This window comes from Haloferax chudinovii (assembly GCF_042663345.1).
In the GTDB taxonomy this organism is placed as follows: domain Archaea; phylum Halobacteriota; class Halobacteria; order Halobacteriales; family Haloferacaceae; genus Haloferax; species Haloferax chudinovii.
The window spans coordinates 22,486-39,782 of the sequence record NZ_JBHTAB010000010.1; the positions used below are offsets into that span (position 1 = coordinate 22,486).

Here is a 17,297-nt window from a genome sequence, read left to right on the forward strand (position 1 = left end):
CTACTTGCCGAATCTGATGCCGTCTTCGACCAATCGGAGGTTCCGCTCTCGGTCGATATGCGGTTTCAGCCATTCGTACTCCTCGATTTGGAGGATGAGGTCTCCCTGGAGGTTCCGCCACGCGATGGCGTAGATGGGCGACTGCCCCCACGCGCGGAGTTCGGGGATGAACTCGTCGTAGCGCTCGTAGTGGTCTTCGAGGCGTTCGAGCGCGTCGACGACGTAGCCGGCGGCCTCGGACTCCGTGTCGGCGCCCTCGATGGCGCGGTTCAGCCGCGTTTCGAGCCCCTCGACGGCGCGTTGCATGTCCTGTGCCGCCGTGTCGTCCGCCTCTGGAAGCGAGTCGATGATGGGTTTCGGAACGCCGAGCGAGAGTGGTTCGACAGCCATGTCTCGAACTGGGCGGCAGGGCGGCAAAAAGGCGGCGACGGCCGCACCACGCCGCGGGCGGTTGCCGACACCGCAGACGCCGCCGGGAGCGCGGGACCGAGCGGCGTCGCCACTCCTCGCGAGAAACAGCGCACCGGGGTGCCTCCGAAGGCCGTCCCGACCTCCGGTTGCGGCGCGTCGTTCTCTGTTAGGCGTCCGTCTCGTCGGTCCGCGCGCTGAGTTCGGAGTCGACGAGAGCGTCGAAGTCGACGCCGTCGGCTCGGTACTGGTCGCGGTTGTCGAGGACGACCAGCCCCTTGTCCGTAATCTCGTACAGCCCGGAGTTCGGCGCGGGCCCGACTCGCGCCAACAGGCCGTAGTCCGCGAGAATCGGCAGTCGCGTGTTGATGTACGAACGGTTCTTATCGAGGATATACGAGAGATTTACGGCGGTGTTCCGCCTCCTATCCGCAAGTGCCTCGAGGATGTCGAAGTCAGTTGGGACGGCCAACTTCATACACGGTTGTTCGTAGCCGCTGTTAAATAAACAACTTATGTGAGAGGGCGTCCGGTCGGAGTCGCGCGGCGAGGACAACGGCGCGGCGGCCTCGGTCGGGTTACCGGTGTTCGAGCGCGTCGCGCGCGAGGCGCAAATCCTCGAGAATCCGCGCGTGTCGGTCGATTGCATCGTCGATGTGTTGGGCCGTCGCCGCCGTGTCGAGACCGGCGTCCCCGTGGTACTGCACCCGCAACAGATGCGATTCCAAGGCGCGCGAGGTCGAATCGCTCGCCGCCAACAGCGCTTTCGTAATCGTCCAGTCTACCGCTCCCTCGTCGGGAAGGTCGTCGAACTCCGTTCGCCCCTCGTGTCGTTCTACCATCATTGCCAACGTTGGGCCGGGATGCTACTTAAAGTTATAGTGACATGATATTTCCGCCATAATCGGGTTCATAGAAAACCCGATATAATCCCCATTTAGCGGCGTTCAAAGACTGATTAACCACCGCAATACGAATCGTCAGACAGATGTTATGTTGAGAGTATCCGCGGCGTGTCGGGCGGTTTTCGGGTCGAGTCGGAGACCCCTCTCCGAACCGGGGTCGACTTACCGCTCTTCGACGTGGCGGATTTCGACGCCGACGCCGCGCGTGGACTCGACCAGTTCGCGCCCGCCCATCTCCGCGCGCCCGATGGCGAACGCCTTCGGTCCCTCGACGACGACTTCGTCGCCCGGGCGGATGTCCGAATCGGCGTCGACGACGCCCGGCGCGAGCACCGAGCCGTGCGGGACGAACCCGTCGATTTCGACCGTTTTCGTCGGCGCGTCGCTGTCGCGCCACACCGTCGCGCCTTCGAGCGTGAAGGAGAGCACGCCGTACTGCGGGACCATCGTCGCCAACTGCACGCCCGCGTCGTTCCACACCTGTAGCTTGGGGAACCGACTCGTCATCTCCAACTCCACGTCCGCAAAGAGCGCGTCGCCCGCGTCCGGGCCGAGTTGGTAGTCGGCGATGGCCTTCACGACGTTGTGCTCGCGCTCCTCGCGGGTGAACTTGGGTTCGCCGTCGAGCGTCCGCATGAGGTTCCCGATGGACTCCGTCGTCGTCGGGTGTTCGGAGACGGTGAACTCCACGTCGAGGCCGAGGTCGTCCGCGACGCGCTCGACGATGTCCGTGTACGCGCCCGGCGGGACGTGCGCGATGATTCGCGGGTAGTCGTTGCGCTCCAGGTAGCGCCGGAGCACCGCGGCGACGAACGACTTCTCGTCTTCCGACCAGTCGCCCGTGACGACCGAGTCGTAGTGCTGGGCGGGGTAGGTGAGTTCGAGCTCCTGCGGGACGACGCCGATTGGCGAAGTCATCGACACCATGTGCGCGCGGTACTGGACGGCCTCCTGAAACTGCCGGTGGCTCTGTGACTCGCTGTAGGGTTTTTTCGCCGAGCACGGCAGGAGCACGAGCGGGTTGTCGAAGCGGTTCCGATAGCGCTTGGTCACGCGGTCGGCGAACCGCTGAATCTCCACGCGGTCGATGGACTCCTCGGAGGCCGCGGTGAGTTCCGAGTCGCGGATGACGGGGACCCGCTGTTCCATGAAGCTGTACTGCTGGTCGAACCGCCGGAACAGGGCGGTCAGCCACTGGTCGTGGCGGGCCTGCCCCTCTACGTAGTCGCGGAGCCGACCGTCGCGGACGCGGCGTCGGACCCGCGCGAGTTCGGCGCGCAGGGCGTTGGCGTTGTGGTCGGTGGCGTCGGCGCGGGTGAACTCCGAGGCGGGCGTCCGGCAGGCCTCACAGGCGCAGGGGAGTTCGTCGAGGTCTTCGAGGAAGTACTCGCCGTCGCTGGTGAGGTAAAAGCCCTCCAGTCCGCGGGCGCGAGCGAGCGTCTCGTCGACGAGGTCGACACCCGCGAAGACGAGAAGCGAGACGTTCCGGGGCGTGGCGACGCCCGAGAGCATCAGCGCCGTGTCGGCGGGGAGGTTCTCTTTCGCCTCGATAACGTTGTCTCGGAAGGCGCGAGCGTGGCCGACGAAGCCCTGCGCGTCGGAGAGGATGTAGGCGTCAGCGCCGTAATCGTCGGCCGTGTCGGCGGTGACGACGGCGGCCGACGGGAACTCCACGGCGGGGTAGTCCACGGCGAACGACTCGCGCACCTCGTCGGCGCTCCCCGCGGGAAGCGAGCGGTGGGGAAGCACGGTCAGCGCGTCGTCGGAGCCGTCGGGAAGCTCGCGCTCGGCCGCCCAGAGACTGCCGGCGTCCGCGAGCACGTCGTCCGCGACCGCCGGCGTCGTCACCGAGTCGGAGAGCCGCAACTCCCCGATTCGGGCGGCGCCGTCGCGGGCGTGAACCTCGAAGTAATCGGTCATACCCGCTTTCGGCCCCCGATAGGCAATTAACTTGTCTTCTGCGGGCGCGGCCGGCGACCGGGACCGACCGCTCGGCCTACACGACTTAGCCCCCCGCCCCCGAAGGGACGGTATGGACGCCTCCGACCCCACCGGCCCGTGGTCACGTGCCCGCGTCGACGACTTCCTCGCCGACGCGGCCGTCCCGGTTCGGCTCTCGTGTCGTACCCCGGCGGACGACCTCTGGATGCTCTCTTTGTGGTACGAGTGGGACTCCGAAGCGGCCGAACTCCGGTGTGCCACCGCGGCCGACGCCGACGTGGTGCGATTCCTCCGCGCCCGCGACGACGTGGCGTTCGAAATCTCGACGAACGACCCGCCGTACCGGGGCGTCCGCGGGCGGGGGACCGCCACCGTCGAACCCGACGCGGAGAAGGCGGTGCTTCGACGGCTCATCACGCGCTATCTCGGCGACACCGACTCGGAACTGGCGAAGCGATTGCTCTCGCCCGAGCGCGACGAGGTCCTGATTCGGATTCGTCCCGAGCGAGTACACACGTGGGACTACGCGGCGCGGATGAAACAGTCGAAATAACCCCAACGCGGGGCGCGTGCCGCGCGGGGGTGGCTTTTGACCCGCGCGGCGTACGAAAAAGGGTGCCTCTGTGTGGTGGTGGGCCGGTGCGTCGTCAGCAGGGGGTTACCGACGCCGGGCGGCGACGAGCGCCGCCGCGACGAGCGCGACGAGGGCCACGACGAGACCGAAGCCGGGCGCATCGGTGGACGACTCGGTCGTCGTCTCCATCGACTCGCCTGCCATCTCGGTCGTGGGTTCGTCGGTCATCGTCTCGCTCGACTCGTCGGTCATCGAGTCGGTCGGTTCGTCGGTCATCGTCTCGGTCATCGTGCCTTCGACCGTGTAGTCGGCCGTGGTGACGACCGCGCCGCCGGCGGCCACGTAGGGACCGTCGTTCGCGCCCTCACTGGTCACGAAGTCGTAGGCCTCGTTGCCGTTGGTGTCCATGTGCGCCATCGGGACGATGGTGCCGGACTCCTCGAACGGCGCGTCGAGGCTGATTTCGACGTTCTCGTGGGTGCCGGGTTCGAGGTACGCGGAGGTGCCGCGGACGCTCTCGAACACCGCGCCTTCCGTGACCGTCGCGTCGTGGACCGTCACGAAGCCGCCGTCGTGGAGCGTGACGGAGTCGACGGTGACGGTCGTGCCGTCGCCGGACTGGTCCATCGCGGTCACGACCGCGTTGACCGAGGTGTGGGCGCTGGCGACGACCGCGCCGCCGTCAGCCGTGAAGGGACCGTCGGCCTCGCCCTCGCTGGTCACGAAGTCGTAGGCCTCGTTGTCGTTGGTGTCCATGTGCGCCATGGGGGTGAGCACCTGCGAGGAGCGAATCGGCTCGTCGAGGGTGACTTCGACGTTCTCGTGGACGCCGGCCGGGAGGTACATCGAGGTGCCGACCACGCTGTCGAACACCGCGCCGCCCGACAGCGACGGGTCGTGAACCGTCACGAAGCCGCCCTGCGAGAGTTCGACTCGGTCGACCACGACGGTCGCGCCGTCCGAGGTTTTCGTCGTGTAGTCGACGCTGGCGGAGACGGTCGCGTTGCCGCTGTCGACGACGGCGCTCCCGTCGGCCGTGTACGGGCCGTCAGCCTCGCCTTCCGACTCGGGGAAGGTGTAGGTCTCGTTGCCGTCGGTGTCCATGTGCGCCATCGGGACGACGGTGGTCGTCTCGTTCAGCGGCGAATCGAGCGCGACCCGAACGTCGCGGTGCAGACCGGGGTCGAGGTACGCGGAAGTGCCGCGGATGCTCTCGAACACCGCGCCCTCGGTGACCGTCGCGTCGTGAACCGTCACGAAGCCGCCGTCGGGCAGGTACGCCGAGTCGACGACGACGGAGTAGCCGCCGGTGGCCTGCGCGGTGTAGTTCACGCTCGCGGTGTCGGAAGGCGTGGCCATCGCGGTGTCGACGACGGCGCTCCCGTCAGCCGTGTACGGGCCGTCGGTCTCCCCCTCGGACTCGGGGAAGGTGTAGGTTTCGTCGCCGTCGGTGTCCATGTGCGCCATCGGGACGAGCGTCGTGTTCTCGGTCACGGGCGCGTCCAGCTCGACGCGGACGTTCTCGTGGACGCCGGCCGAGAGGTACGCGGAGGTGCCGCGGATGCTCTCGAACACCGCGCCCTCGGTGACCGTCGCGTCGTGAACCGTCACGAAGCCGCCCTGCGAGAGTTCAACGCGGTCGACCACGACCGAGTCGCCGGTCGTGGGCTGGTCGGACATCGAAACGGTCGCGCTCGCGTCGACCGTCGCGGTGTCGACGACAGCGCTCTCGTCGGCCGTGTACGGGCCGTCGGCCTCGCCGTTAGCCGCGACGAACGAGTAGACGCGGTCGCCATCGGTGTCCATGTGGGGCATGGCGACGAACGTGCCGGACTCGTCGACGGGTTCGTCGAGGTGGACGGTCACGTTCTCGTGGGTGCCGGCGTCGAGGTACGCCGACGAGCCGACGACGCTCCCGAGGACGTTCCCGTCCGTGACGGAGGCGTCGTGAATCGTCACGAAGCCGCCGTCGGGGAGCGTGACGGAGTCGACCGTCACGGTCGTCCCGCCCGTCGCTTGGTTATCGAAGGAGACGGACGCGGTCTCCTGTTGTGCCGCTGCGGCCGCCGGGATGCCCCCGACGACCACGACGAGTGTCATCAACACTGCGAGTGTGCGTCGCATGTCTCAGAGGGGGACGAGTATTTAAAAGAAGATTTTCCGAACTGTCACCCAAATCTCTCCCCGATGTGTCCCCAGTCGCCCGATTTCGGCGGCCAGAAGCCTTATCCGGTGGTCGGAGAGCGACCCAATCGTTCGGGAAAACGCGCCGACTAACGGGCGGTGTGTCGAGGCGGGTCGAAGCCAAGTTGGAGCGGGGTGAGACAGGGTCGAGCGCCCGACCCGGGACTCGAAGGCGGCGAATCGGGCCCGATGAGACGAGGTTAAATACCGCTCGTCCACCAACTACCGCTATCGGATGTCCTACACCTACACGGGCGACGCGCACCTCGGGCTCGCGGCGTCCTACCGCGCCGACGACGACCCCTTCCCCACGGACACGTCGCTTTCGTTCCCGCGCCGTGACCACCTGCGAGAGGACGTGGACCTCATCAAGCGCCTCCTGTTCCCGCGGTGTTGGAACGCGGGGCCGTGGGTCGCAGACGAGGGGATACTCCGCGACGCCGTCGCCAACTTCGGCGCGCTCTGCTACTCGGGTATCGACCCCTACACGGACGAGGACCCCGCGCCAATCGTGGACGAGGTCGTCAGGCGACTCCCCGATATCCGCGAGACGCTGAAGAAAGACGTCGAGGCGGCGTACAAGGGCGACCCCGCCGCGCGCGGCTACCTCGAAATCATCAGGTCGTACCCCGGCGTGCAGGCGATTGTCGTCCACCGCGTCGCCCACGCCTTCTACGAGGCCGGCGCGCTCGCGTACGCCCGCGAACTGGCCGAGTACGCGAAAATGGAGTCGGGCATCGACATCCATCCCGGCGCGACCATCGGCGACTACTTCTTCATCGACCACGGCACCGGCGTCGTCATCGGCGAGACGACGACCATCGGCGAGTGGGCGCGCATCTATCAGGACGTGACCCTCGGCGCGCTCCACTTCGAGGAGGACGAAGACGACGAACACTCGCTCAAGAAGGGGTACAAGCGTCACCCCGACATCGGCGACAGCGTCGTCATCGGCGCGGGGACCAAGGTGCTCGGCGCGGTCTCCGTCGGCGACCACGTGAGCATCGGCGCGAACTCGTGGGTCACCGAAGACGTGCCGGACCACACGAGCGTCTACATCTCCGAGCACCCGACTCACGAGCGGAAACACCGGGACTGAGCGGGCGGGGGCGGAAGAAAAACCAGCAGGTAACGGAACTGCGCGGCGTGCTCAGTCGAACGTGATCCACGCGAGGAACGCGAGGCCGACCATCTCGAAGACGTGCAACAGCATCATCAGTCGCCAGGCGATGACGGGCACGTCGGTGCTGAACCACCCCGAGAGCGTCGGGTCGAGGATGTACATGTAGAACGCGAGCGCGTTCTCGGCGAGGAGGAACACCCCGAACACGAGGAGGCCGACGGCGTGTTTGGACCTGAAGGTCAGGTAGTTTCGGGCCCACACCGCCGACAGCGCGAGGAGCACGACGACGTTGACGCCCGAGGAGACCGTCGCGACGTCCACCCAGATACTCATTCGTTCTCTCCTTTCCCCGTCATCCTGATATACGCTTTCCCAAATCTTTCCATAATCACCGCGTCCCTGTCTCGCACGCTCAGTCTATCCGCTCGACGATTGTCTCGACGGTCTCCCAGTTGGCGCGACACCGCGGCGACGGGAGGTAGACCGCGCCGTAGTCGTCGCCGCTTCGCTGGACCACGTCGTTGTCCATGAGCACGTCGAGGTGGTGTCGGACGGTCTTGTAGTCGAGGTCGAGCGTCTCGGCCAACTGATTGGCGTTTCGGGGCTGTTCCTCGACGGTCTTGAGGATACGTACACGGTTTTCGCCGCCGCGGGTTCCCGTGAGCACGTACCAGAGAACAGCCTCCATCGTGTTCGTTGATACGTCGGGTGAACCTAAGAGCATCGACCGACAGACGCCGACGCGGCCGACCGGCGGCTACTCGTCGGTCGACTCCGAATCGTCGTCGCCCTGGTCGACCGCCGTTCGGTCGTCCCCCACGGCCGCGTCGCCCTCGTCACTCTCGTCGCCCTCGGCGGCCAATCGCTCGGAGACGGTCGACAGCGACTCCAACTCGACCGAGCCGGGGACGCGGGCGAGCGCCGACTCGGGCCAGTCGTCGTGCGCCAGCGTGAACGCCGCGTCGGGGTTCTCCTCGACCAGCCGCGAGACGCCGCGGGCGGCCTGCTCGTAGGCGTCGCGGTCGAGGCGCTCGGGCACCTCGGCGGTGAGCGGGTACGTCTCGGAGAGCGACCGGGGGAACGGGCCGAACGGCGGGACGACTCGCCACGTCGCGTCGAAGTCGTCGCCGGAAGGGGTTCCGCCCTCGGTGAGGAGGACGCGGCCCTCGGCGGTCAGGCGGTCCATCCGGGCGTGGTGGCGAGCGACCTCGGGGCGATGGGCGCTCTCGTTGGAGGCGTAGAAGAACGCGCCCTTCGAGGCGGGGTCTTCGCGTTCGAGCTGGTCGGCGTGGTCGAGGAGGGCGCGGTAGCCGTCGAGCATCGCCGGGTGCGAGCGGGCGCGCTCCTCGACGAGTTCCATGAGGTCGCCGTCGCGGATGGCCTGCTTGATGCGGCGGAGTTCGGCGAACGTGACGTGAAGGTTGTGCTCGGCGAGCAGTTGCTCCTGTCGTTTCGACCCCTTCGCGCGCAGGTCGTCCGGCGAGTACTCCGTACAGATGGGACAGGTACATGGGAGGTAGTCGAGGTTTTCGAGGTGTTCGGTCCCGCGGACCGTGAGATAGCGGCCGTCGCGGGCGTAGAGGGCGTAGGCGGCGGAATCGAACAGGTCACAGCCGAGCGCGACGGCGAGCGCGAGCATCATCGGGTGGCCCGCGCCGAACAGGTGGACCGGCGCGTCGACGCCGAGGCCGCGTTTGGCGGCCGCGACGGCGTCGACCATGTCGTCGTAGCGGTAGGCGTTCATCATCGGCACGACCGCGCCCACGGGGAACACGTCGAGGTCGGTCGCGTCGGCGTGGCGACCGGCCTTCTCGCGGAGGTCCGGATAGGTCGACCCCTGGACGGGGGCGTTGACGAGCATCTCTCCCGTGTCGGCCGCCTCGGCGTCGGCGAGGGCCTGCTTCGTGAGTTCGAGGTCCGTCTCGGCCTGCTCGCGGGCCACGTCCGGCGGCGTCGGGATGTCGACCGGCGTGGCGATGTCGGTGCCGATGTCCCGCTGGAACTGGAGAATCTCCTCGGTCGTCGTGTCGATTTCGCCGTACTCGGCGAGCTGGAACGACCCCGAGTCGGTCATGATGGCCCCGTGGAAATCGAGCATCTCGTGGAGGCCGACGTCGAGCGCCTCCTCGCGGAGGTGCTCGTTCGTCTTGATGATGTAGGAGTTGGTGATGAGGATGTCCGCGCCGAACTCGGACTCCAGTCGCGCGGGCGAAATCGTGTCGATATTGGGGTTGACGACCGGCAGGAGCGCCGGCGTCTCGACGGTGACCCCCGCACGCGGGACCGAAAGGCGGCCGATACGGCCGGCGAGGTCCCCGTCGCGGAGTTCGAAGTGGTCGCGCATGGAGTGGCGTTTCCCGAGCGCGGCGGTAAGGGTTGCGTTCGCGGGCCAGCCGACGGCGAGAAAATAGACGCACGACGATATCTCAGCCCATTCATCGAAATATTCTAGAAAAACGCATAGTAGAGATATCAAACGTGATTTTTTGGGCGAACAGTTTACAAAGAGATTGACTCAATCGAGACGGTAGATGTTAGCCGACTTATCGCCACTCGAAGTAACCGCGCTCGCCGTCGCCCTCGTCGGGCTGATACCGGTTATCACGCAGTACAGAGCCGAGACGAAGCTGTTCACCGTGGGGTACGTCCTACTCGTTGTCGGGATGGTCGCGACGAACGTCGAGGCGCTGTTCCTCGGGTCGGTGCTCAACTTCGTCGAGCACGCGTTCGGCATCGGTCTCGCGGGAGTCACGTTCTTCGCGGCGGCGTACCTGCGCCGGAAAAACGTCATCAACGGCGGTGACGCCTCGTGATAATCGACGCGCTGTTCGACGCGATTGGAGCCCTCGGGTTCATCGGCGCGGCGGTGCTGGCGTGGCTCAACTACCGCGACACCGAGGCGGAAGCGTCGTTCTGGCTGACGTACGCGTTCGCCTCCGTGCTGGCGATTCTGTGGATGGTCAGCCTCACGATGGAAAAGCTCGGCATCTACACCGAGATATTCAACCTCGTGACCTCGCCGCTCATGACCGCCACCGTCGCCGTCTTCGCCATCGGCGGCACCGCGACGCTCGCCATCGTCGCGGACATGAAGGAACTCGTCGACGACGCCGACGAACGGCGGCGCGAACTCGACGCGCTCACGACGGACCTCGAACGGCAGGCCGAGAGCTACGGCGATGCGATGCAGACGGCCGCCGACGGCGACCTCACCGTCCGCGTCGACGCCGAGAGCGACAACGACGCGATGCGTCGCATCGGGCGGGGCTTCAACGAGATGGTAGAGGCCATCGACTCGGTCGTCGTCCGGATACAGACGTTCGCCGAGCAGGTCGACGACGAGAGCTCCGAGGTCACCGCGAGCGCGGACGCCGTGAAGACGACGAGTACGGACGTGGCGAACAGCATCGAGGAGATTTCGGCGGGCAACGAGACGCAACACCGGAACCTCAACGCCGCGGAGTCCGAACTGAGCAACCTCTCTGCGACCATCGAGGAGATCGCCTCCTCCTCCGAAGAGATCGCGCGGCAGTCCGAACAGACCGTCGGACGCGCCAAGGAGAGCCGCGAAGCGGCCAGTTCGACCATCGAGAAGATGGAGCAGTTGGAGTCGCGGTCGACCGAGACCGTCGCGGAGGTCGAGGACCTCCAGCAGTCGGTCACCCAGATCAGCGAGGTCGTCGACCTCATCGACGACATCGCCGAGAAGACGAGCATCCTCGCGCTCAACGCCTCCATCGAGGCGGCGGGCGCGGGCGACGCCGGCGAGGGCTTCGCCGTCGTCGCCAGCGAGGTGAAGACGCTCGCGGAGGAGACCGCCGAGGCGACCCAGGAGGTCGACTCGCTCATCGGCGACATCGAGCAGTCGACCGAGAACGTCGCCGAGGACACCTTCGAGACGCAGGCGGAGGTCGAAGCCAGCCGCGAGACCGTCGGCGAGACCGTCGACGTGCTCGAAGAGATCGTGCATAAAATCGAAGACAGCAACGACTCCATCCAGTCTATCAGCAGTGCCACCGACGAGCAGGCGCAGTCGACCCAAGAGGTCGTCACGATGATGGACGAGATAACGAACCTCAGCGACCGGACGGCGTCCGAGGCGCAGAACGTCTCCGCCGCGGCCGAAGAGCAGACGGCGGCGACCCAGCAGATTGCGGCGTCGTCCTCGTCGCTGTCGGAGCGCGCACAACAGCTCAAATCGCTCGTCTCGCAGTTCGACTCCGGGCGTGCGACGGGCGGCGTACCGGGCGGCGAAACGGCGACGCCCGCGGCTTCGGCCCCGAACCGAGCGATGCGGGCCGACGGGGTCGGCGACGACCGCCCGAACTGACCGCCGACCGGCGCGTGCGAGCGCCCCGACGAACGTTTTTCCGCCGGCTCGCCGAACACCCGAGACGAAACCCGTCAACGGGGTTGAACTCTGCTGTAGTCTCGACGCACTCCCGGCCGGAGGGTGACACACCTACGCGCCGATGCCCCAGAAGAACGCGATGCCGGCCACGGTGACAAACGACAGGAGCAACTGCAGGGGCGCGCCGACGCGGAGGAAGTCCGAGAACGTGTAGCCGCCGGGACCGTAGACGAACAGGTTCGTCTGGTAGCCGACCGGCGTCATAAAGGCCGTCGACGCCGCGAAGGTCACGGCGAGGACGAACGCGAACGCGTTCGCCCCGATTGATTGGGCGGCGCTGGCGGCGACCGGAATCATGAGCACGACGCTCGCGTTGTTCGAGATGACGCTCGTGAGCAACCCGGTCGCGAGATAGAACACCCACAGCACGCCGATTGCGGGGAGGAACGTCGCGGTCGAGGCGACGGCGTCACCGAGGAGCGCCGCGGCCCCCGTCTGTTGGAGCGCGACGCCCAGCGGGATGACGCCCGCGAGGAGGAAGATGACATTCCACTCGACCGATTTGTACAGTTCGTTCGGCTTGAGGACGCCGGTGAGAATCATCGCGACCACGCCGCCGAGCGCCGAGACGACGATTGGGAGGACGTTGAACGCCGGGAGCGCGACGACCCCGGCGATGATGGCGACGGCGAACGGCGTTTTTTCGGTTCGGTAGTCGACGTCGTCGAACTCGTGGGCGACGATGAAGTCCTCGTTTTGGACGAGGCGCGTGAGGCTGTCGGGCGGGGCCTGCACGAGTAACGTGTCGCCGACGCGGATGTCGATGTCCTCGAACCGGTCGCGGACGACCTTCCCGCGGGTCCGAAAGGCGAGCACGTTCGCGTCGTAGCGCTGGCGAAACGTCGAACTGGCGAGGCTCTCGCCGACGAGAAACGAGCCCGAGGGGACGACGACTTCGACCATGACTGGCTCTTGTTCGCCCGGGTGGAGTTCGCTCTCCGAGCGGGGACCGCCGACGAACGTGAGCCCCTCCGAGCGCATGATTCGTTCGAGCGTCTCCCGGTTCGTGCGAAGCCGGAGCGTGTCGTTCTCGTGAATCTCCTTGCGGGCCAGCGGTTCGAGGAACTGCTCGCCGTAGCGGATGAGCTGTAACACGTCGATGTCGAGATGGTCGCTCCCGAGGGCCTCTTGGACGGTCTGGCCGATGAGCGACGAGTCCGCGGGAACGACCACGTCGGCGAGGTACTCCTGAAGCGCGTACTCCTCGACGAGGTCGTCCTCGGCGGGCACTCGCTTGGGGAGCAGGCGGACGCCGACCGTCATGAGGTAGACCGCGCCGACCGCGAAGACGATAACGCCGAGTTTGGTGAACTCGAACATCCCGAAGGCGTGGAGACCGAGGCCGGGCGACTCTCGCCCGAGTTGGGCCGCGATGTCGCTGGCGAGGATGTTCGTCGAGGTCCCGATGACCGTCAGGGTGCCGCCGAGCATCGAGGCGAACGAAAGCGGCATGAGGAGCTTCGACGGGGAGGTCTTGCCCTTGTGCGCGAGGTCTGCGACGACCGGGACAAGGATGGCCACGACCGGCGTATTGTTGATGAACCCCGACACCGGGCCGGTGACGCTAATCGTCGCGGCGAGTTGCTTCGTTTGGCTGTTGCCGGCGTACTCGGCCATCTTCCGCCCGATGTGCTGGACGATGCCGGTTCGGTTGACGCCAGTGCTCAGGATGAGCATCGCCAGCACGGTGATGGTCGCGGGGCTGGCGAACCCCGAAAGCCCCTCCTGCGGGGAGATTCGCGTCCACGGCTCCAGCACCATCAGGAGGACCATCACGACGATGGCGGTCACGTCGATGGGGAGCCACTCGGTGGCGAACAGGACGAGAGAAAGAAGGATGAGCGCGAAGACGACGAGCATATCGCCCGTGACGGCCGCCGGGACAAGTCCCTCGACTACCGACACGAGTGTGGAAAAGAACACGTCTGTTCGAGGGGATAGCGAAAGAAAAAAGCTGGTATCGGCGGCCGCTCAGAACAGCAGTCCGGTCGGAACCCCACCGGGGTTCATCTCGGCGAATCTGAACACGAGGTACGCCAGCGAGAACAGCGTCGCGTTGTACGCGCCGTGGATGAGCGCCGGGACGGCGATGTTGTCTGTCAGTTCGTACGCCGAGCCGAAGACGACGCTCGGGAGGAACAGGATACCGATAGTGACGAGTCGGCCGCCCGCGCCGCCGGTCAACGCGACGTAGTGAATCGCGGCGAAGATGGCGCTGGCGAGGGCGATGCCCGCTACCGGGCCGAACGACTCGCGGATGCGGTTCTGGACGACCCCGCGGAACAGCAGTTCCTCGCCGGGGCCGATGAGGAGGAACGACGCCGGCACGAGGAGCAACAGCACTTCGGGGTCCTGCGCGGCGATTTCGGTCACCTGGTTCGACCCCGCTTGGACGCCGAACGTCGAGACGAGGAACGCCCCGACGAACGCCGCGGCGAGCGCCGTCACGTAGCCGAGAACGACCGCGACGACATCGCGGAGCGACGGGACGGCGACGCCGAAGTACGAGGTCCCGAGGCCGCGGTACCGGCTGTAGACGAGGGCGACGCCGCCGAAGGCGATGCCCTGCAAGAGGACCAGCGAGATGACGATGAGCGCGAGCGGTGTCAGTTCGACCCCCGCGCTCAGCGCCGCGAACTGCGTGGTAACGACAAGTATCGTTCCGACGACGAGACCGCCGCCGCCGAGGGCGATGGCCGCGAGGAAGGACCGAGCGAGGTCAGGGAGACGCGTCGTAGTAGCCACAGGCGACCAGTTAGTGCGCCGGCGTCAAAATCCTTCTCGCCTCGGAACGAGTTTCGAGGGGCGAACGCGACGCGGGCGACCGGACGCGCCACGAGGCGGACTACTCGCCGGCGAGTTCGTAGTAGAGTACGCCGAGGACCGTCCGCGCGTCGCGGACCTCGCCCGCGAGGACGGCCCGCTTGAGGTCGTCGTAGCCGACCGTCGTCGGGCTGATGCTCTCGTTGAAGTCGAGGTTCTGGTCGGCGCTCGGCTCGCACCCGCGCGCGACGAAGTAGTGGTGGACCGAGTTGGCGATGCCGTTGGTCGGCTCGACGGTCGCGAGCGGCTCGACCGCCTCGGCCTCGTGGCCGGTCTCCTCTGCGAGTTCGCGCCGGGCGGCCGCGGCGTAGTCGTCGTCGTCCGGTTCGGTGCCGCCGGCGGGGAGCCCGCGGTTCGTCCGGCCGACGGCCTGTCGCCACTCGTCGATGACGACCACGTCGCCGTCGGGCGTGAACGGCAGGATGACGACCGCCGCGGGTTCGTCGACGTAGTGGAACTCCGTCTCGGTCCCGTCGGGGAGCCGAACGTCGTCCATGCGGACGTCGAAGCCGGGACACGAGTAGTCGATGCGCGTGTCGGTGGTCTCCCACGCGAGGTCGTCGTCGCTCATGACAGCACGTGACGGCGGTGCGTGCAAAAACGTCGCGGTCGGGTGCCCACCAGTCGGAAACGTGGCACCGGGTGGTGACCGCGTCGGCCGAGCTACCCCGCGTCGTCGAACGAGACGGTGGCGAGGTCGGCTTCGAGGTCGTCGACGTATTCGTTGTACGCCGCCACGAACTCGGCGAAGTCGCCGGCGAGTTCGCGCACGTCGGGCGCGGCGGGCGGTTCGTACTGCGACAGCAGGTAGATGCCGGCCTCGCCGCCGACGCGGAGGTACGACGCCCGCGGGCCGTCCCACTTCAGCTCCCAGCGCGTGCCGCCGACCCGCTGAGTGAACGTTCCGTACTCGCCGTCGAAGCGATTGAGTTCGCCCGCCATGGTGTCGGCCACCTCGCGGATGGTCGAGACGAGTCGGTCCCGCTGGGCGACGATTTCTTCGGTCGTCGTCACCGCGGGGAACTCCGTCGGCACGTCGTCGAGGACGCCGTCGAGCGACTCGACGTGGTCGTTGTACGCCGCAACGAACGCCGGGTAGTCCTGCATCGCCGTTGCGAGCGCCTTCGGCTCCGGCGGCTGTTTGGTCGAGACGACGTACGTCTCGCCGCCCGACTTCCCCTTGAACCGGAGGTACTCCAGCGCGCCCGCCTCGTACTTGAGCGTCCACGTCCCGCGGCGCGTCTTGAACGTCTCTTGGCCGTAGTCGCCGCCCTGGAGGATGGCGAGTTCGCGCGCGATAGTCCCCGCGTGGGCCTCGACCGCGGCGACGACCTCGTCGCGGTTGGCCGCGACGTCGTCGACGCTCGTGATATCGAACGAGAGGGCGTCAGTCATGGTCGGGAGGTGGATGGTAGAGGGGATAAGTGCGTCCGTCGCCGGTTTTATCACCGATAGTACACGTCTCGAACGTGATGAGCCAACACAGGGCAACGATTGGTGGGACAATCGGGGGCATGGCACGACGGGCGAACCCGGCCTTTGCGGGCGGCATCGTCGCCATCTCGGTGGTCGCACTCGCCTACGCGGTGACGGTCGGGTCGCTCCAGCAACACACGTTCGTCCACGTCATGGCGGGCCTGCTCTGGACGGGCACCGACCTGTTCATGGGGGCGATTCTCGGACCGGTCATCGGCGGGCTGACGGACGAACAGAGCGCCGCGGTGTTCGAGCGCCTCACGCCGAAGACCTCGTTTTTCCTCCCGTCGATGGCGCTCGTCACCATCGCGGGCGGCATCACGCTCGCCCAGCGCCTCGGCGTGTTTCCCCACGCCGAACCGTGGCTCGCGCTGTTCACCGCCGCGAACCTGATTCCGATCTGCCTCCTGCTCGGACGCCGGCTGAACGCCTGGCGCGACCGGCGCTGGCAGGTCGTCTTCGCCGTCGCCACCGTCGGGTCGCTCGCGTGGGTTGGGACCACCATCGGCGACTTCCAGATGACGACCCCGGCCATCGTCGTCGCGCTCGTCGTCGTCACTATCCTCTCGGTGCAGGGGTTCGGCTTCCTGATGCCCGGCGAGATACGGATGTACTTCGAGATGACCTCCGACGACCCGGACCCCGGCGTCATCTCCGCCATCGGAAAACAGAACGCCATGCTCGGCGGCGTGCAGGGACTGTTCCAACTCGTCCTCATCGCCGACATGGTGTACCTCCGCTACGGCGGCTTCTGAGGTGAACGCGGGGCGGCCGCGCTCGGGGCCTCACTCGGTCCGCCGGAACACCCGGAGCGTGTCGCGGTCGCCGTGCTCGCAGTCGACCTGCTCGAAGCCGAACTGCGTGAACACGGCCGCCCAATCGCGGTAGTACAGCGGGAAGTCGTACTCCTCGTCGTTGACGCCGCGGTCCTCGGGCGGAACCGACTGGTCGCCCTCGTTTTCGACGGTGACGACGTAGCGTTTCGCGCTCCGCGCGAGCGCCTCGAACACCCACGCGTCGTCGGGGTGGACGTGCTGAAGCGTCTCGACGGAGTAGACGGCGTCGAACTGGCGGGGGTCGAACTCGTCGACGACCGCCTCGATTGCGTCGGCGTAGAACGTCCCGCAGTCGGCGAGGTCGGGGTAGGCGTCGGCCATCACCTCGAAGCAGTCGGGGTTGATGTCGACGCCGTGGAGGTTCTCGAAGCCGTGTTCGCGGAGGTGCGAGAGGTGCCGACCGGGACCACAGCCGAGTTCGAGAATCGACGCCGAGGGGTCGAGACGCTCCTCGAACACCCGTCGAATCGACTCGCTCGTCTCGTTCGGCCCGTAGTACGCGTAGTACTCCGGCGAGAACTCTCCCGACCGGTCTGCCCACTTCCGACGAACGTCGTTAGCATCCACGGTGTCGGAGACCGACCGGCCACGCGTAAAGCATCGTCGGCTGGGGACA

18 protein-coding genes are annotated in these 17,297 nt (G+C 66.8%); 5 read left to right on the forward strand and 13 right to left on the reverse strand.

Going from position 1 to position 17,297, the window contains the following annotated elements; translation table 11 throughout:
* From ACFQI8_RS15675 to arcS, 4 genes are all read right to left on the reverse strand, one after another.
* Complete coding sequence (locus ACFQI8_RS15675) at positions 1–390, reverse strand: hypothetical protein (RefSeq protein ID WP_390246407.1); 390 nt, start codon at positions 388–390, stop codon at positions 1–3.
* A gap of 187 nt (positions 391–577) precedes the next feature.
* Entirely contained in the window at positions 578–886 is a 309-nt protein-coding gene (locus ACFQI8_RS15680; protein WP_390246409.1) for an ArsR family transcriptional regulator, read from the reverse strand.
* A gap of 100 nt (positions 887–986) precedes the next feature.
* The gene (locus ACFQI8_RS15685; RefSeq protein WP_390246411.1) at positions 987–1,253 is read right to left on the reverse strand and encodes a DUF8103 family protein; all 267 of its coding nucleotides are present in this window, start codon (positions 1,251–1,253) and stop codon (positions 987–989) included.
* 222 nt (positions 1,254–1,475) lie between these two features.
* Positions 1,476–3,233 carry an archaeosine synthase gene (arcS, locus tag ACFQI8_RS15690; RefSeq protein ID WP_390246413.1) on the reverse strand — a complete coding sequence of 586 codons (1,758 nt, stop codon included), beginning with the start codon at positions 3,231–3,233 and terminating at the stop codon, positions 1,476–1,478.
* 112 nt (positions 3,234–3,345) lie between these two features.
* On the opposite strand from arcS, the gene ACFQI8_RS15695 reads away from it, so the two are divergent.
* A complete protein-coding gene (locus ACFQI8_RS15695; RefSeq protein WP_390246415.1) occupies positions 3,346–3,807 on the forward strand; it encodes a pyridoxamine 5'-phosphate oxidase family protein in 462 nt (153 codons plus the stop codon).
* A gap of 105 nt (positions 3,808–3,912) precedes the next feature.
* Here ACFQI8_RS15695 and ACFQI8_RS15700 read toward each other — a convergent pair whose 3' ends face one another.
* Positions 3,913–5,928, reverse strand: a complete 2,016-nt coding sequence (locus ACFQI8_RS15700; protein ID WP_390246663.1) for a DUF7282 domain-containing protein — start codon at positions 5,926–5,928, stop codon at positions 3,913–3,915.
* Between the two features lie 319 nt (positions 5,929–6,247).
* Here ACFQI8_RS15700 and epsC point away from each other — a divergent pair, with 319 nt between their 5' ends.
* Positions 6,248–7,111, forward strand: a complete 864-nt coding sequence (gene epsC / locus ACFQI8_RS15705; RefSeq protein ID WP_390246417.1) for a serine O-acetyltransferase EpsC — start codon at positions 6,248–6,250, stop codon at positions 7,109–7,111.
* A 51-nt stretch (positions 7,112–7,162) separates the two neighbouring features.
* On the opposite strand, the gene ACFQI8_RS15710 is transcribed toward epsC, so the two are convergent.
* The 3 genes from ACFQI8_RS15710 to tgtA form a co-directional block, all read right to left on the reverse strand.
* Complete coding sequence (locus ACFQI8_RS15710; RefSeq protein ID WP_390246419.1) at positions 7,163–7,468, reverse strand: DUF8036 family membrane protein; 306 nt, start codon at positions 7,466–7,468, stop codon at positions 7,163–7,165.
* 79 nt (positions 7,469–7,547) lie between these two features.
* Positions 7,548–7,823: a winged helix-turn-helix domain-containing protein gene (locus ACFQI8_RS15715; RefSeq protein ID WP_390246421.1), complete on the reverse strand. Its 276-nt coding sequence runs from the start codon at positions 7,821–7,823 to the stop codon at positions 7,548–7,550.
* Between the two features lie 69 nt (positions 7,824–7,892).
* Complete coding sequence (tgtA, locus tag ACFQI8_RS15720; protein WP_390246423.1) at positions 7,893–9,479, reverse strand: tRNA guanosine(15) transglycosylase TgtA; 1,587 nt, start codon at positions 9,477–9,479, stop codon at positions 7,893–7,895.
* Positions 9,480–9,666: 187 nt separating this feature from the next.
* Here tgtA and ACFQI8_RS15725 point away from each other — a divergent pair, with 187 nt between their 5' ends.
* Together ACFQI8_RS15725 and ACFQI8_RS15730 are read left to right on the forward strand one after the other, a co-directional pair.
* Positions 9,667–9,948 (forward strand): hypothetical protein, encoded by a 282-nt coding sequence (locus ACFQI8_RS15725; protein ID WP_390246425.1) that lies wholly within the window; start codon positions 9,667–9,669, stop codon positions 9,946–9,948.
* Positions 9,945–11,465, forward strand: a complete 1,521-nt coding sequence (locus ACFQI8_RS15730) for a methyl-accepting chemotaxis protein (protein ID WP_390246427.1) — start codon at positions 9,945–9,947, stop codon at positions 11,463–11,465. Before ACFQI8_RS15725 ends, ACFQI8_RS15730 begins: the two co-directional genes overlap by 4 nt.
* Before the next feature lie 132 nt (positions 11,466–11,597).
* Here the strand turns inward: ACFQI8_RS15730 and ACFQI8_RS15735 are convergent, their stop codons facing one another.
* The 4 genes from ACFQI8_RS15735 to ACFQI8_RS15750 form a co-directional block, all read right to left on the reverse strand.
* Entirely contained in the window at positions 11,598–13,469 is a 1,872-nt protein-coding gene (locus tag ACFQI8_RS15735; RefSeq protein ID WP_390246429.1) for an SLC13 family permease, read from the reverse strand.
* Positions 13,470–13,517: 48 nt separating this feature from the next.
* Positions 13,518–14,291: a CPBP family intramembrane glutamic endopeptidase gene (locus ACFQI8_RS15740; protein ID WP_390246431.1), complete on the reverse strand. Its 774-nt coding sequence runs from the start codon at positions 14,289–14,291 to the stop codon at positions 13,518–13,520.
* A gap of 100 nt (positions 14,292–14,391) precedes the next feature.
* Positions 14,392–14,940 (reverse strand): NUDIX domain-containing protein, encoded by a 549-nt coding sequence (locus ACFQI8_RS15745; RefSeq protein WP_390246433.1) that lies wholly within the window; start codon positions 14,938–14,940, stop codon positions 14,392–14,394.
* A 92-nt stretch (positions 14,941–15,032) separates the two neighbouring features.
* Complete coding sequence (locus ACFQI8_RS15750; protein WP_390246435.1) at positions 15,033–15,764, reverse strand: hypothetical protein; 732 nt, start codon at positions 15,762–15,764, stop codon at positions 15,033–15,035.
* 119 nt (positions 15,765–15,883) lie between these two features.
* On the opposite strand from ACFQI8_RS15750, the gene ACFQI8_RS15755 reads away from it, so the two are divergent.
* The gene (locus tag ACFQI8_RS15755) at positions 15,884–16,600 is read left to right on the forward strand and encodes a hypothetical protein (RefSeq protein WP_390246665.1); all 717 of its coding nucleotides are present in this window, start codon (positions 15,884–15,886) and stop codon (positions 16,598–16,600) included.
* Positions 16,601–16,630: 30 nt separating this feature from the next.
* Here ACFQI8_RS15755 and ACFQI8_RS15760 read toward each other — a convergent pair whose 3' ends face one another.
* On the reverse strand, positions 16,631–17,248 hold the full coding sequence (locus tag ACFQI8_RS15760) for a class I SAM-dependent methyltransferase (protein ID WP_390246437.1): 618 nt from the start codon (positions 17,246–17,248) through the stop codon (positions 16,631–16,633).
* Between the last annotated feature and the right edge of the window lie 49 nt (positions 17,249–17,297).